We start from the raw sequence: 16,012 nt of genomic DNA on the forward strand, positions 1-16,012 counted from the left end.
AAGGCTTAGACGCCGTAGCTCATCAACCGCTGATAGCGGCGGTCGAGCAAGGCCGGCATGTCGAAGCCCTTGAGCATGTCGAGCTGCTCGACCAGCGAGGCGCGCAGGGTTTGCGAGGCCAGAGCGATATCCCGGTGGGCACCGCCCAGCGGCTCGTCGATGACCTTGTCGACAATGCCCAGGCCCTTGAGGCGCTCGGCGGTGATGCCCATGGCCTCGGCGGCATCCGGGGCCTTGTCTGCGGTCTTCCACAAGATGGAAGCGCAGCCTTCAGGCGAGATCACCGAGTAGGTCGAGTATTGCAGCATGTTGAGCTGGTCGCATACACCGATCGCCAAGGCGCCACCGGAGCCGCCCTCGCCGATCACGGTCGCGATGATCGGGGTTTTCAGCCGCGCCATCACGCGCAGGTTCCAGGCGATCGCCTCGCTCTGGTTGCGCTCTTCAGCGTCGATCCCGGGGTAAGCGCCCGGGGTATCGATAAAGGTCAGGATCGGCATCTTGAAGCGCTCCGCCATTTCCATCAGGCGGCACGCCTTGCGATAGCCTTCCGGGCGCGGCATGCCGAAGTTGCGGCGCACCTTTTCACGCACTTCACGGCCTTTCTGATGGCCGATCACCATGACCGGTTGGCCATCCAGGCGCGCGGTGCCACCGACGATGGCGGCATCGTCGGCAAAGTGGCGGTCGCCGTGCAGCTCTTCGAATTCCGTGAAGATCTGCGGGATGTAATCCAGGGTATAGGGGCGGCGCGGGTGGCGCGCCAGCCGAGCGATCTGCCAGCTGGTGAGGTTGCCGAAAATGCTCTCGGTCAGCGTGCTGCTCTTTTCCTGAAGGCGAGAGATCTCATCGCTGATGTTGAGCGAGTTGTCGTTGCCGACAAGGCGCAGCTCTTCGATCTTGGCTTGCAGGTCAGCGATAGGCTGTTCGAAATCCAGGAAATTCGGGTTCATAGGCTTCCGTCTAGGGTCGACGGCCAGGCGGCCGGTTGATCCGTTTGGCGCCATACCATACGGGAAGTGGCGCCTTGAGGTCGAGATGTAAAAATAGTGCGCCCGCCGCTCTTTGGCGGCTGGGCGCGGACGGGGCAGGATCGGTCGCCCCGGTTCAACGATAATTCAGGAAGACGTTCTCGCGCCCGAACTGGTCACGCAGCGCCTGGATCAGGCTGTCTGCCGGGTCGATCCGCCATGCTTCGCCGAACTGCAACAAGGCCCGGGCTTCGCTGGAGCTGTAGTCCAGGGTAATCGGGCAGGCGCCGCGGTGTTGATTCAGCAGTGTGCTTAGCCAGTTGAGCCGGTCTCCGCCGAGGCTCTGGATATCCACCTTGAGGCGCAGGCTTTCGGCCAGCTGGGTGCGGGCATCCTCCATGGTCAGCACGCGCTTGACCCGCAGGCGCAGGCCGCCGGAAAAGTCGTCGTTACTCACCTCCCCTTCGACCACCACCACGGTGTCGGTCTGCAGCAGGGCCTGGGCGCTGTGGAAGGCGTCGGCGAACAGTGACGCTTCGATGCGCCCGGAGCGGTCATCCAACGTAATGAAGCCCATCTTGTCGCCTTTCTTGTTCTTCATCACCCGCAGCGCCACCACCATGCCGGCGATGGTCTGGGTATCCCGGGCAGGCTTGAGGTCGATGATCCGCTGGCGGGCGAAGCGGCGGATTTCCGTTTCGTATTCGTCGATGGGGTGGCCGGTGAGGTACAGCCCGAGGGTGTCTTTTTCGCCCTTGAGGCGGTCCTTGAGCGATAGAGGCCTGGCCTTGCCATGGTTGGCATATACATCAGCGTCGGCTTCGGCGAACACCCCGCCGAACAGGTCCACATGGCCGCTGTCCTGGGTGCGCGCGGTCTGCTCGGCAGACTTGATCGCTTCCTCCATCGCCGCCAGCAACACCGCGCGGTTGCGGTCGATGTTGGCCTGGTAGGCCTTGGGCTCGTCATGAAAATGCGGCCCCAGGCGATCCAGGGCGCCGCTTCGCACCAAGGCATCGAGGGTGCGCTTGTTGATACGCTTGAGGTCCACCCGCGCGCAGAAGTCGAACAGGTCCTTGAACGGCCCCGCCTGGCGAGACTCGACAATGGCTTCCACCGGCCCCTCGCCCACGCCCTTGATCGCGCCCAGCCCGTAAACGATGCGGCCGTCGTCGTTGACCGTGAACTTGAAATCCGAGGTGTTCACGTCTGGCGCGTCCAGCCGCAGCTTCATGCTGCGCACTTCCTCGATCAGGGTGACGACCTTGTCGGTGTTGTGCATGTCCGCCGACAGCACCGCGGCCATGAAGGGCGCCGGGTAGTGCGCCTTGAGCCAGGCGGTCTGGTACGACACCAGGCCGTAGGCGGCGGAGTGAGACTTGTTGAAACCGTAGCCTGCGAATTTTTCCACCAGGTCGAAGATGTTGCCCGCCAGGTCTGCATCGATGTTGTTGCTGGCGCAACCTTCGATGAAGCCGCCGCGTTGCTTGGCCATCTCTTCAGGTTTTTTCTTGCCCATGGCGCGGCGCAGCATGTCGGCGCCGCCGAGGGTATAGCCGGCCATGACCTGGGCAATCTGCATCACCTGTTCCTGGTACAGGATGATGCCGTAGGTGGGCGCCAGTACCGGTTTCAGGCCGTCGTACTGGTAGTCCGGGTGCGGGTAGGCAAGCTCCGCGCGCCCGTGCTTGCGGTTGATGAAGTCGTCCACCATGCCTGACTGCAACGGGCCGGGACGGAACAGCGCCACCAATGCGATGAGGTCTTCGAGGCAGTCTGGCTTGAGCTTCTTGATCAGCTCTTTCATGCCCCGCGATTCGAGCTGGAACACCGCCGTGGTTTCGGCCTTTTGCAGCAGCTGGTAGGTCGGCTTGTCGTCCAGCGGGATGAACGCGATATCCAGCGGCGGCTCGCCGACCTTGGCGCGGTCGCGGTTGATCGTGCGCAGCGCCCAATCGATGATGGTCAGGGTCCGCAGGCCAAGGAAGTCGAACTTCACCAGCCCCGCCGCTTCAACGTCGTCCTTGTCGAACTGGGTCACCAGGCCGTCGCCGGCCTCGTCACAATAAATGGGCGAGAAGTCAGTGAGCTTGGTGGGCGCGATCACCACGCCACCGGCGTGCTTGCCCACGTTTCGGGTGATGCCTTCGAGCTTGAGCGCCATGGCCCAGATCTCGGCCGCCTCTTCATCGTTGGCGAGGAAGTCGCGGAGCATTTCTTCCTGCTCGAAGGCTTTCTCCAGGGTCATCCCCACTTCGAAGGGGATCATCTTGGACAGCCGGTCGGCCAGGCCATAGGACTTGCCCTGCACTCGCGCCACGTCGCGCACTACTGCCTTGGCCGCCATCGAACCGAAGGTGATGATCTGGCTCACCGCGTTACGGCCGTACTTGTCGGCCACGTAGTCGATCACCCGGTCACGGCCATCCATGCAGAAGTCCACGTCGAAGTCCGGCATCGACACACGTTCCGGGTTCAGGAACCGCTCGAACAGCAGGTCATATTCGAGGGGGTCCAGGTCCGTGATCTTCTGTACATAGGCCACCAGCGAGCCAGCACCCGACCCCCGACCAGGGCCTACCGGCACGCCGTTGTTCTTGGCCCACTGGATGAAGTCCATCACGATCAGGAAGTAACCGGGGAAGCCCATCTGGATGATGATATCCAGTTCGAAATTCAACCGGTCCACGTAGACCTGGCGCTTGGCGTCGTAGTCTTCGGTGGTGTCCTTGGGCAGCAGTACCGCCAAACGTTCTTCCAAGCCGTCGAAGGAGACCTTACGGAAGTACTCATCGATGGTCATGCCATCCGGGATGGGGTAGTCGGGCAGGAAGTGCTTGCCCAGCTTCACCTCGATATTGCAGCGCTTGGCGATCTCCACGGAATTTTGCAGCGCGTCGGGCAGGTCGCTGAACAACTCGGCCATTTCCTCAGGGCTTTTGAGGTATTGCTGGTCGCTGTAGTTGCGCGAGCGGCGGGGATCGTCGAGGGCCCGCCCTTCACCGATGCACACGCGGGTTTCGTGGGCTTCGTAATCCTCGGCCTTGATGAACCGCACATCGTTGGTCGCTACCAGCGGCACGCCCAGGCGGTCGGCCAGCGCCACCGCGGCGTGCAGGTATTCCTCATCGCCGGCTCGGTTGGTGCGTTGTACTTCCAGGTAGAAGCGGTCGCCGAACAGCTCCATCCAGTAGCGCAGCAACACCTCGGCCTGGGCAGGGTCGTTGCCTAGCAGGGCCTGCCCGATTTCCCCTTCCCTGGCGCCGGACAAGGCAATCACGCCAGCGCTGGCGGCGGCGATCCACTCCCTTTCAATGATGATCAGGCCGTTGCGCTGGCCTTCGATGTAGCCTCGGGAAATCAGCTCGGTGATGTTGCGATAGCCTTGGGCATCCATTGCCAGCAAGGTAATGCGGCTGAGCGGGCCATCCGCGCCACTGCCCGCCAACCACAGGTCCGCCCCGCAGATAGGCTTGAGGCCCGCCCCCATGGCCGCCTTGTAGAACTTCACCAAGGCGCACATGTTGCTTTGGTCGGTTACCGCCACGGCGGGCATGTTCATGCCGGCCAGGGCCTTGACCAGCGGCTTGATCCGTACCAGCCCGTCTACCAGGGAGTATTCGGTGTGCAGGCGAAGGTGTACGAATGAAACCGACATGGATGTCCCGTTGGCGATTGAAAAACGATAGCGCGCGATTGTACCGGAGCGGGCTGCCTCAGGCTTCGGCGAAATCCGCGTCGCGCGCCTCGAAGGCTGCGCGTACCGGTGCGAAGGAGCGGCGATGAATAGGCGTGGGGCCTAGGCGCACAAGGGCTTCGAGGTGCACCGGGGTGGCGTAGCCTTTATGGCTGCCCAGGCCGTAACCGGGGTAGATCAGCTCGAATGCGGTCATTTCCCGATCCCGGCTGACCTTCGCCAGAATCGAGGCCGCGGCGATGGCCGGTACCTTGGCGTCGCCCTGGATTACCGGCGCGCTAGGCACGGCGAGGACCGGGCACCGATTGCCGTCGATCAGCGCAAGCCGGGGCGTGATATGCAATGCGGCGACCGCGCGCTGCATTGCAAGCATGGTGGCATGCAAGATGTTCAGGCGATCGATTTCATCGACTTCCGCGCGGGCGATGCTCCAGCTCAGGGCTTTCTCACAAATTTCCTCGTAGAGCGCTTCGCGGCGAGCCTCAGTGAGCTTTTTCGAGTCATTGAGGCCAAGGATGGGGCGTGCCGGGTCGAGGATCACTGCCGCTGTCACCACTGCACCGCACAGGGGGCCACGCCCTACTTCGTCAACGCCAGCGACCAGTTCTTCAACCAGGTTGTAGTCCAGGCCCATCTGCAATTGTGTCGGTTCCATCACCTGTTCCCGGTCAACGTGACAGCAGCTGTAACACGGCGTCTGCCGCCTGATTGGAGGCGTCTTGACGAAGCGTGCGATGAATCGCATCGAAGCCTGCAGTCTGCTCCCCAGGGCTATCGAGCAGGGGCAACAGGGCCTCGGCCAACGCCTCCGGCGTGGCTGCGTCCTGCAGAATCTCCGGGACCAGCTCGCGCTGGGCCAGAAGGTTGGGCAGGGACACATATGGGCTTGTGACCATACGTTTGAGTAGCCACCAGGTCAACGGGGCGAGGCGGTAGGCGACCACCATCGGTCGCTTGAACAGCAACGCTTCCAGGGTCGCCGTACCGGACGCGATCAACACCGCGTCGCAGGCCGCCAGGGCTTGATGCGACTGGCCATCGAGCAAGGTAATCGGCAGCGGCCGGCCCGCCATCAAGGCCTCCAACTGGGCGCGGCGCTCGGGGCTGGCGCAAGGCAGCACGAAACGCAGGCCAGGGCGGGCCTCCAACAACCGCTGGGCGGTGTCGAAGAAGAGCGTGCCCAGGCGCCGCACTTCACCGCCCCGGCTGCCTGGCATCAGCGCCACCACCTGCCCGTCCTGTGGCAGGCCAAGGGCCTCGCGTGCCGCAGAACGGTCGGCCTGGAGCGGTATCTGATCGGCCAGTGAATGGCCGACGAAACGCACCGGAACGCCCTGCTCCTCGTAGAAGCGCGCCTCGAAGGGAAACAGCGTGAGCATCAGGTCGCAGCCCTGGCGGATCTTCAGCACGCGCTTCTGGCGCCAGGCCCAAACCGAAGGGCTGACATAATGCACCGCCTTGATGCCTTGCTGGTGCAGCCGCGCCTCGATGGCCAGGGTGAAATCCGGCGCATCGATGCCAATGAATACATCGGGCCGAGCCTCGAGCAGGCTATGGATCAGCGCCTTGCGCCGTGCCAGCAGCTCACGCAGCCGCCCGAGCACCTCGACCAGGCCCATCACGGCAAGGCGTTCCATCGGGAAATAGGACTGCAAGCCCTCGGCCTCCATCAGGGGCCCGCCCACGCCTATAAAACGCACCTGAGGGTGGCGCTCCCTGAGTGCGCGCATCAAGCCGGCGCCAAGGATATCGCCACTGGCCTCGCCAGCGACCAACGCAACGCAAAGGTCAGACGGTGCAGGCATCAGCGGGTAATGCCACGCGTGGCGTCGCGGATGGAGCCAACGAACAACGCGACTTCCGGGCACCCGTCGGCGGCTGGCTCCAGATGAGTCAGTGCCTGGGCGATGGTCAAGCCCTGGCGGTAGACCACTTTGTAGGCGTTGCGCAGCGTATGGATGGTGGTGTCGCTAAAGCCCCGACGGCGCATGCCCTCGAAGTTCATCCCACGTGCCTGAGCGGGGTTGCCGAACACGGTAACGAAAGCCGGCACGTCCTTGCCAATGGCCGTGCCCATGCCTGAAAAGCTGTGGGCGCCGATGTGGCAATACTGGTGCACAAGCGTGTAACCGGAAAGGATGGCCCAATCACCGACGTGCACATGCCCGGCCAATGCCGTGTTGTTCACCAGGATGCAATGGTTGCCGATGACGCTGTCGTGACCCACATGGGCGTAGGCCATGATCAGGTTATGGTCGCCGATGGTCGTTTCGGCCCGATCTTGCACGGTGCCACGGTGAATGGTTACGCCTTCGCGGATGACGTTATTGTCACCGATCACTAGCCGCGTGGCTTCGCCCTTGTATTTCAGGTCAGGGGTATCTTCGCCTATGGACGAAAATTGGTAGATACGGTTGTTGCGGCCGATCCGGGTCGGCCCCCGAAGTACCACATGAGGGCCAACGACTGTCCCTTCACCGATTTCAACCCCTGCGCCGATGATCGACCACGGGCCTACCTCGACGCCTTCAGCCAATACGGCCGAAGGATCGATGATTGCACGAGGGTCGATCGAACTCATAGCTTGCGTTCCGCACAGATAATTTCAGCGGAACATACCGGCTTGCCGTCCACGGAGGCCTGGCAGTCGAACTTCCAGATCTGCCGCTTGCAGCTGATGAAGCGAGCTTCGAGTATCAGCTGATCGCCAGGGGTCACTGGCTGGCGGAACCGCAGCTTGTCTGAGCCTACGAAGTAGTAGAGGGTGCCATCGGCTGGCTTCACGTCGAGCATCTTGAAACCGAGGATGCCCGCGGCCTGCGCCATCGCTTCGATGATCAGCACGCCGGGCATGATCGGGTGCGCAGGGAAATGGCCGTTGAAGAAAGGCTCATTGATGCTGACATTCTTGTAGGCGCGAATGCGCTGGCTCTCGACGTCCAGTTCCACCACCCGGTCCACCAGCAGGAAAGGGTAGCGATGAGGCAAGTATTCGCGAATCTCGTTGATGTCCATCATATCGGGGGAAAGCCTGTATAAAAGAGAGGGAGCGCGCAAGCCTGGGCGCACTCCTTTGCTCAGCAGCGCAGTCTAGCGGCAGTGCGCAACTGATATTGAAAAGGTATCAGCCATCTGATGACCCGTCGTCACCTCGGGTCACCGCTTCGATCTGCTTTTCCGCCTGGGTAAGGCGGCGATACATGTCGTCAAGCTGGCGGATGCGCGCGGCACTCTTGCGCCATTCGGCGGCAGGCTGCATCGCGGTACCGGAAGAATAGGCGCCCGGCTCGGTGATCGATCGCGTCACCATGGTCATGCCGGTCACGAATACGTGGTCGCATATCTCGATATGCCCTACCAGCCCTACCCCGCCGGCCAGCATGCAATGCTTGCCGATCTTGGCGCTTCCCGAGATGCCGACACATGCGGCCATGGCCGTGTGATCGCCGATCTGCACGTTGTGGGCGATCTGGATTTGATTGTCCAGCTTGACCCCATTGCCGATCAGGGTATCGGCCAGGGCGCCACGGTCCACCGCGGTGTTCACACCGATTTCGACATCATCGCCAATGCTAACGCCGCCGATCTGGGCGATCTTCTGCCACACGCCTTTTTCGTTGGCGAAGCCGAAGCCCTCGCCACCCAACACGGCGCCGGATTGAACAACCACCCGCTTGCCAATGCGAACATCGTGGTAGAGGGTGACCCGTGGCGCCAGCCAGCCGCCTTCGCCGACCACGCTGCGAGCGCCGATGAAGCAGTGGGCGCCCAACGTCACACCGGCGCTGATGATTGCGCCGCTCTCGATGACCACGAAGGGGCCCACGCTCGCGGTTGGGTCGACGCTGGCGTCGGCGGCAACCACAGCGCTGGAGTGAATGCCCGCTGGCGCACGCGGCTTGGGGTCGAAACGGTGGGAAATCCGTGCGTAGGCCAGGTACGGATCCGGCACCACCAAGGCGTTGCCCTGAAATGCCTCGGCGTCCTCACGCTTGAGCAGGACCGCGCCGGCCTGGGTAGTCGCCAGGTGCTTGCGGTACTGTGGGTTGGCCAGGAAGCTCAGCTGAGACGGGCCGGCCTCCTGTAAGGTGGCCAGCCCGTCAATCATATGCCCGCGGGCGCCGACGACCTCGGCGCCCAGGGTATCGGCGATTTCGCCGAGGGTAAGGCTCGACGTCGTCATCACTTGGACTGGTTCATGCGCTCGATGACCTGACGGGTGATGTCGTATTGAGGTTTGACATCGATGACCGCGCCGCGCTCGAGCACCAGGTCGAAACCGCCTTGCTTGATCACTGCTTCCACGGCGCCGTCCAGCTTGGGCTTGAGCTGCTTGAGCATGTCACGGTCAGCCGAAGCCTTGGCTTCGTTCAGCTCCTTGGACTGGAACTGGAAGTCACGTGCCTTTTGCTTGAAGTCCAGCTCCAGGCGCTCGCGCTCAGGCTGCTGCATCTTGTCGCCGCCGCTGACCAGGCGGTCCTGGATGTCCTTGGCGCTGCTTTCCAAGGCCTTGAGCTTGGTCAGCTGAGGGCCAAATTTCTTTTCCGCGTCCACTGCGTACTTCTTCGCGGCATCGGATTCGAGCAATGCCATCTGATAATTCAGCACGGCGATTTTCATTTCGGCGAAGGCCGGGGTCGCGAACATGGCGGCGGCGACGATAACCAGTTGAGTCAGCTTGCGCACGATAAACTCCTGCGAATTCGTTGTATGTAGGCCAGGGCGCGACGCTTAGAACGTCTGCCCCAGCGAGAATTGGAAGATCTGGGTTTCGGCTTCGTCCGGCTTCTTGACTGGCATCGCCAGGCTGAAGCTCAACGGACCAAGGGCGGTGATCCAGGTCACGCCCAGGCCGACCGAAGCGGCCATGTTGGAGAAGTCGATGGAGCCGCAATCCTTGGTGTTCACCGGGTACTGGGTACTCTTCGACGAGTATTGGCACTTGGAGTCGAACACGTTACCCACATCCCAGAACAGCGATGTGCGCAGGGATTTCTGGTCCTTCACGAATGGCATCGGGAAGAGGATCTCGGCGCCGCCGGTGATCATCACGTTACCGCCGAAGGCCAGGGCATCCTGGTCCGGATCGTTAGTTGCTGGCGTACTGCGTGGGCCCAAGGTGCTGTCCTTGAAGCCGCGCACGGAGTTGAAGCCACCGGCGTAGTAGTTCTCGTAGAACGGCAAGCCATCGGTAGAGCCATAGCCGTCGCCATACCCCAGTTCCGTGTGGAAGCGAAGGGTGTAGTTTTCGGTTACCGGCGTAAACAGCTGGCCACGGTAGTCGAGCTTGTAGAACGACAGGTCGCTACCCGGCGTGGTCGTTTCCAGCGTCAGGCTCTGGGCATGGCCACGGGTCGGCAAGGTGCCGCGGTTCAGAGTCGAATCCGACCAGCCCACGGAGGCCTTGAAGTTGGTGAAGCTGTCGCCCTCGCGGTCGATGAAGTCGTAGATCTCGCCGACGGTATAGGTGCCGGTGTTGATCTCGTCCTTCTGTACGGTCAGGCCGAAGGTCAGGCGCGAAGTCTCGCTGATGGGGTAGCCGAAGTTGAGGCCGGCGCCCAGGCTGTCGACCGCATAGCTGGCCACGTCGACGTCGAGGTCGTCGTAGTCGGTCTTACGGTAGAAGGCGTTGTAACCCAGGCTCACGCCATCCGGCGTGTAGTAAGGATCGACGAAGCTGAAGTTATAACGGCTCTGGTATTCGGAGCGGGTTAGCCCCAGGCTCACTTTATTACCGCTACCCAGGAAGTTGCTCTGGCTAATCGAGCCACCGAGGATCAGCCCCGCGCTCTGGGCGAAACCCACGCTGGCGGTGATCGAGCCCGAGGGTTGCTCTTCCACGGTGTAGTTCACGTCCACCTGGTCGTCGGTGCCAGGCACCGCCGGGGTTTCGACGTTCACTTCCTTGAAGTAGCCCAGGCGCTCCAGGCGCGTCTTGGACTGGTCGATCAGGTAGGTCGACGCCCAGCCGCCTTCCATCTGGCGCATTTCACGGCGCAGCACTTCGTCTTCGGTCTTGGTGTTGCCGCGGAAGTTCACGCGGTTGACGTAGGCACGCTTGCCGGGGTCCACCACGAAGGTGATGTCCACGGTGTGGTCTTCGTTGTGCGGCTGCGGCACGCCGTTGACGTTGGCGAAGGTGTAGCCTTCGTTGCCCAGGCGGCGGGTGATCAGGTCCGAGGTGGACGTCATCACCTTGCGCGAGAACACCTGGCCGGGCTTGACCAGCATCAGGTCTTGGATCTGCTGCTCGGGCACCTTCAGGTCGCCGCTGAGCTTGACGTCGCGGACCTTGTACTTCTCGCCTTCGTTCACGTTGACGGTGATGTAGACGTGTTTCTTGTCCGGGGTGATGGACACCTGGGTGGAGGCGATGTCCATGTTGATGTAGCCGCGGTCCAGGTAATAGGAACGCAACCGCTCCAGGTCACCGGACAGTTTCTCGCGGCCGTACTTGTCGTCGTTCTTGAAGAACGACAGCCAGTTGGTGGTTTTCAGCTCGAACAGGTCGACCAGATCCTGCTCGGGGAACACGGTGTTGCCCACCACGTTGATGTGCTGGATCGCCGCGACCGTGCCTTCGTTGATCTTGATCTTCAGGCCCACGCGGTTGCGCGGCTGGGTCACCACCTCGGTATCTACCGTGGCCGAGTAGCGGCCCTGGGCGACGTACTGGCGCTGAAGTTCGTTACGCACGCCTTCGAGGGTGGCGCGCTGGAAGATTTCCCCTTCGGCCAGGCCCGATTGTTTCAAGCCCTTGAGCAGGTCTTCGGTGGAAATGGCCTTGTTGCCTTCGATCTCGATGCTGGCGACCGACGGCCGCTCCACTACGTTGATCACCAGGACGTTACCGTCGCGCCCCAGTTGAATGTCCTGGAAGAACCCGGTCTTGAACAGCGCGCGCGTGGAGTCCACCAGCTTGCGGTCATCGGCCTCTTCGCCCACGTTCAGGGGCAAGGCGCCGAAGACGCTGCCGGCGGATACCCGCTGCAGGCCATTGACACGAATATCGGAGATGGTGAAGGACTCGGCGTGAACTTCGGCGATCATCAGTGCGGACAGCACCGCAGTAAGCAGCAGACGTTTCATGAAGTCCTTTCTTATTCCAACTGGCAATAAACAAACTGCCGCATAAGCGGCAGGTTCGCAATTGTGCGACTCATTACAACCGACCCAGGTCGTTTATCAGGGCGAGTAACATAACTCCCACCACTAGACTGATACCGATCTGGACCCCCCAGCCCTGTACCCGATCGGAAACCGGGCGACCCCGAACCCACTCGATCAGGTAGAACAGCAGATGCCCCCCGTCCAGGACGGGAATGGGAAGCAGATTGAGAACCCCCAGGCTGATACTCAGGTAAGCCAGGAAGTTCAAGAAATCCCCAAGGCCCGACTGGGCCGAAGCGCCCGCCACTTTAGCAATGGTTATCGGTCCACTCAAGTTTTTTACCGAGAGCTCGCCAAAGAGCATTTTCTTCAGCGAATCAAGGGTCAACACACTCATCTCCCAAGTGCGTCGCGCGCCTTCGACCAACCCGTCGAGAGGACCATAACGAACCTCCCGAAGCATGTCTGCTGGCCAGGCGACCGGCGCCACGCCGGCGCCGAGGTAACCGGTCGCCGCTGCCCCCTCCCCCTTGCTTGCCAAGGTTACTGGAACCTCCAGAGAGTGCCCGTCGCGCTCGACCTGCAACATGACCTGCTTGTCGGCCCGCTGACGCACCGCGTCCACCACCTGTTGCCAATCGGCGAGCGCCGCGCCATCCAGGGTCAGCAGGCGGTCGCCGGATTTCAAGCCGGCGGCATGGGCAGGCCCGGCGGGGTCTACCTCCGCCAGCACGGGCTCAAGGGCCGGCCGCCACGGCCGAATCCCCAGGGAGCGAACAGGGTCCGGCTCGTCACTGCCCTTGAGCCAGCCCACGAGGGCGAGCTGATGAACGCTACCGTTGCCGTCCTGATCATTGACCCGAATCTGCAAGTTGCCGGTTTCGCCCAAACGGCGCACCAGCTCCATATTGACGCCGGACCAGCCAGTGACCGGCTCGCCATCCACCTCGATGATTTCCTGCCCAGCTGCGAGCCCTGCGCCCGCGGCCATGCTTCCCGCTTCCACGGCGCCGATGACCGGCCGTACCTGTTCGCTGCCCAACATGGCAATGAACCAGAAGAACACGATAGCCAGCAGGAAGTTGGCGATGGGCCCGGCAGCGACTATCGCAATGCGCTGGCCAACCGGCTTGCGGTTGAAGGCCTGCTGCAGCTCTTCGGCCGGCACCTCGGCCTCCCGCTCGTCGAGCATCTTCACGTAACCGCCCAGGGGGATGGCCGCCACCACGTACTCGGTGCCCTGCTTGTCGGCCCAGCGCAGCAGCGGTGTACCGAAGCCCACCGAGAACCGCAGCACCTTGACCCCGCAGCGGCGGGCCACCCAGAAGTGGCCGAATTCGTGGAAGGTCACCAGCACCCCAAGTGCCACCAGGGTGCCGACCAGCATATAGAGTGCGCTCATAGGTTTCTCCGCAGCGCCCGCAGGCAGTCATCCGCCCCTGGGGCGCACCAATCGGAACTCATCGGCTGGCCTGAGTCAACCACTGCTCGGCGGCCCGACGCGCTCTGGCATCGGCATCGAATACGGCGTCCAGGCTATCCAACACCACACAGGGCTCCTTGGCCAGTACCGCCTCGATCATACTCGCGATCTCGGTGTAACGGATGCGCCGGTCGAGAAACGCCGCCACGGCCACTTCGTTGGCGGCATTGAGCGTAGCGGGCGCGCTTGAGCCCGCCTCCGCCGCCTGCCTTGCCAGGCGCAGGCAAGGGAAGCGCTGTTCATCAGGCTTGTGGAAATCCAGGCGAGCAATGCTGAACAGGTCCAGCGGCGGAACACCGGAGTCGATCCGCTGCGGCCAGGAGAGGGCATTGGCGATAGGCGTGCGCATATCCGGGTTACCTAGCTGCGCCAATACCGAGCCATCGATGTAATCCACAAGGGAATGGATCACGCTTTGCGGATGCACTACCACTTCCACTTGCGACGGGCGGGCATCGAACAGCCAGCAGGCCTCGATCAGCTCCAGCCCCTTGTTGGCCATGGTGGCCGAATCCACGGATATCTTGCGGCCCATTGACCAGTTCGGATGGGCACATGCCCGCTCGGGCGAAACGTCGGCCAGCTCGGCCAAGGGCGTTTCGCGAAACGGCCCTCCCGAGGCCGTGAGCAGGATCCGGCGCACTCCGACTGCAGCCAGCCCTTGCGCATAGCCGCCGGGCAAGCACTGAAAGATAGCGTTGTGTTCGCTATCGATAGGCAGCAGCACGGCGTTGCTGTCTCGAACGGCCTGCATGAAGAGCGCGCCAGACATGACCAACGCCTCTTTGTTGGCCAGCAGCACCTTCTTGCCGGCCCGTACGGCCGCGAGGGTTGGGCGCAATCCGGCAGCACCGACGATGGCCGCCATCACCGCGTCCACCTCACTAGCGGCCGCCACTTCGCAAAGCCCGGCCTCGCCATGCAACACATCTGTGGCGAGACCCGCTTTACGCAGACGCTCGGAGAACGCGGCGGCATCCGTGGCCGTGGCCACCACCGCCAGCTTCGGCCGGTGCTGCTGGCAAAGCAGCAGCAGGTCGTCGAGGCGGGAATGGCCCGTCAATGCATGCACTTCATAGCGATCGGGATGACGCAGGATCACATCAAGGGTGCTTTGACCGATCGAGCCGGTAGCGCCCAGCACGGTTATCCGCTGTCGGGTAGTCACATCGTGCCCCAGCCGGCGGCCCAGAGCAGCACGGCAAATACCGGGATGGCCGCGGTAAGGCTGTCGATGCGGTCAAGGACGCCGCCATGCCCAGGCAACAGCTGGCTGCTATCCTTGATCCCGGCCTGGCGCTTGAACATGCTCTCGGTGAGATCACCCACCACGGACACCAGTACCACCACGGCCGCGGCGGCAAGGGCGCCGATCAGCTGCCCGGCGGACCAGGCGCGGACCACCCCGGTGATCAGTGTGATCAACAAGGCGATGCCAAGCCCCCCATAGAGCCCGGCCCAACTTTTGCCTGGGCTCACCGCTGGCGCGAGCTTGCGCTTGCCAAAAGCGCGGCCGGTGAAATACGCGCCGATATCAGCGACCCACACCAGCACCATGACCGACACGATCAGCCAATTACCCAGGCCCGACGGCCACTCCTTGAGCATGAGCAGACCCTGCCAGGCCGGCAGCAGCACCAGCAGGCCGATCAGCACTTTGCAGGCGATGCTGGACCAATACTGCGCAGAACCTGGGTAGGTCAGCACCAGCCAAGTGGCCACGGCCCACCAAATCACCGCCAGGCCAAGCAACCAAGGCGCAAGCGTCGGCACCATGTAGAGCACCATGAGCATCCCCGCCACCAACGCTGCGAACAAGCAACGCACAGGTTGCGCTTCAAGGCCGGCCAGCCGTGCCCACTCCCACGCGCCCAAGGTCACGACGGCACCGATGAACAGAGCGAACCAGCCGCCATCCAGCAGGAAAAAACCACACAAGGCCAGCGGTAGCAGAACCAGGGCGGTAAGAATGCGTTGCTTAAGCATCAGGCACGGGCTCCAGCCTCTACCTGCTCGCTGGTTTTACCGAAGCGACGCTGGCGGGAGGCGAAATCGGCCAGCGCAACGCGCATGGCCTCGTGTTTGAAGTCCGGCCAGTAGAGGTCGGAGAAATACAGCTCGGCATAGGCGAGCTGCCAAAGCAGGAAGTTACTGATGCGATGCTCGCCCCCGGTACGGATGCACAAATCCGGAAGGGGCAACTCGCCAGTGGCCAGGCGCGCCTGCAGCATCGAAGGGGTAATTTCCTCCGGTTGCAGCCTACCCGCCTGGACTTCGCGCGCCAGCTGTTGGGCCGCCTGGGCGATGTCCCATTGACCACCATAGTTGGCGGCGATCTGTAGAACGAAGCGCCCCGGGCCGACAGTCAGCGCTTCGGCCTCGGCCATCGCGGCCTGCAATTCGGGATGGAAGCGGCTGCGGTCGCCAATGATGCGCAGGCTGATGTTGTTTTCATCGAGCCGGCGAGCCTCGCGCCGCAGCATCGTAAAGAACAGCTCCATCAGCGCACCTACTTCTTCGGCAGGCCGCTGCCAGTTTTCACTGGAAAAGGCGAACAGGGTCAGCACCTCGACCCGCGCCTCGGCGCACACCTCGATCACCGCCCGGACGGCGTCAACGCCAGCCTTGTGCCCTGCCACCCCAGGCAGCAGGCGCTTCTTGGCCCAGCGATTGTTACCGTCCATGATGATCGCCACGTGCCGCGGGACGGTCGCTAGCGCTGCCGGCTTGATCTTTTCCATGAAAACGCGC

13 protein-coding genes are annotated in these 16,012 nt (G+C 62.6%); all 13 read right to left on the minus strand.

The features are described from left to right. Window positions 1–5 precede the first annotated feature (5 nt). Window positions 6–953 carry an acetyl-CoA carboxylase carboxyltransferase subunit alpha gene (locus OGL93_RS17495; RefSeq protein ID WP_263264070.1) on the minus strand — a complete coding sequence of 316 codons (948 nt, stop codon included), beginning with the start codon at window positions 951–953 and terminating at the stop codon, window positions 6–8. A 154-nt stretch (window positions 954–1,107) separates the two neighbouring features. Then, a complete protein-coding gene (gene dnaE, locus OGL93_RS17500) occupies window positions 1,108–4,629 on the minus strand; it encodes a DNA polymerase III subunit alpha (RefSeq protein ID WP_263264071.1) in 3,522 nt (1,173 codons plus the stop codon). 58 nt (window positions 4,630–4,687) lie between these two features. Beyond that, entirely contained in the window at window positions 4,688–5,308 is a 621-nt protein-coding gene (gene rnhB, locus OGL93_RS17505) for a ribonuclease HII (protein WP_263264130.1), read from the minus strand. Between the two features lie 28 nt (window positions 5,309–5,336). After that, window positions 5,337–6,473 (minus strand): lipid-A-disaccharide synthase, encoded by a 1,137-nt coding sequence (gene lpxB / locus OGL93_RS17510; protein ID WP_263264072.1) that lies wholly within the window; start codon window positions 6,471–6,473, stop codon window positions 5,337–5,339. After that, a complete protein-coding gene (lpxA, locus tag OGL93_RS17515; protein ID WP_263264073.1) occupies window positions 6,473–7,249 on the minus strand; it encodes an acyl-ACP--UDP-N-acetylglucosamine O-acyltransferase in 777 nt (258 codons plus the stop codon). The genes lpxB and lpxA overlap by 1 nt, the downstream gene beginning before the upstream one ends. Next, window positions 7,246–7,686: a 3-hydroxyacyl-ACP dehydratase FabZ gene (gene fabZ, locus OGL93_RS17520; RefSeq protein ID WP_040261126.1), complete on the minus strand. Its 441-nt coding sequence runs from the start codon at window positions 7,684–7,686 to the stop codon at window positions 7,246–7,248. Before fabZ ends, lpxA begins: the two co-directional genes overlap by 4 nt. A gap of 106 nt (window positions 7,687–7,792) precedes the next feature. After that, window positions 7,793–8,854: a UDP-3-O-(3-hydroxymyristoyl)glucosamine N-acyltransferase gene (gene lpxD / locus OGL93_RS17525; protein WP_263264074.1), complete on the minus strand. Its 1,062-nt coding sequence runs from the start codon at window positions 8,852–8,854 to the stop codon at window positions 7,793–7,795. Next, window positions 8,851–9,354: an OmpH family outer membrane protein gene (locus tag OGL93_RS17530; protein WP_263264075.1), complete on the minus strand. Its 504-nt coding sequence runs from the start codon at window positions 9,352–9,354 to the stop codon at window positions 8,851–8,853. Before OGL93_RS17530 ends, lpxD begins: the two co-directional genes overlap by 4 nt. Window positions 9,355–9,399: 45 nt before the next feature. Further along, window positions 9,400–11,757, minus strand: coding sequence for an outer membrane protein assembly factor BamA (gene bamA / locus OGL93_RS17535; RefSeq protein ID WP_263264076.1), 2,358 nt, complete (start codon window positions 11,755–11,757; stop codon window positions 9,400–9,402). A 73-nt stretch (window positions 11,758–11,830) separates the two neighbouring features. Then, on the minus strand, window positions 11,831–13,180 hold the full coding sequence (gene rseP, locus OGL93_RS17540; protein ID WP_263264077.1) for a sigma E protease regulator RseP: 1,350 nt from the start codon (window positions 13,178–13,180) through the stop codon (window positions 11,831–11,833). 58 nt (window positions 13,181–13,238) lie between these two features. After that, window positions 13,239–14,429, minus strand: a complete 1,191-nt coding sequence (gene ispC, locus OGL93_RS17545) for a 1-deoxy-D-xylulose-5-phosphate reductoisomerase (RefSeq protein ID WP_263264078.1) — start codon at window positions 14,427–14,429, stop codon at window positions 13,239–13,241. Next, entirely contained in the window at window positions 14,426–15,247 is an 822-nt protein-coding gene (locus OGL93_RS17550; protein WP_263264079.1) for a phosphatidate cytidylyltransferase, read from the minus strand. The genes ispC and OGL93_RS17550 overlap by 4 nt, the downstream gene beginning before the upstream one ends. Next, window positions 15,247–16,002, minus strand: coding sequence for a polyprenyl diphosphate synthase (uppS, locus tag OGL93_RS17555; protein WP_263264080.1), 756 nt, complete (start codon window positions 16,000–16,002; stop codon window positions 15,247–15,249). Before uppS ends, OGL93_RS17550 begins: the two co-directional genes overlap by 1 nt. Window positions 16,003–16,012 lie beyond the last annotated feature (10 nt).

The sequence above is a fragment of the Pseudomonas sp. RIT-PI-S genome, from assembly GCF_025642975.1.
Classification (GTDB): Bacteria; Pseudomonadota; Gammaproteobacteria; order Pseudomonadales; family Pseudomonadaceae; genus Aquipseudomonas.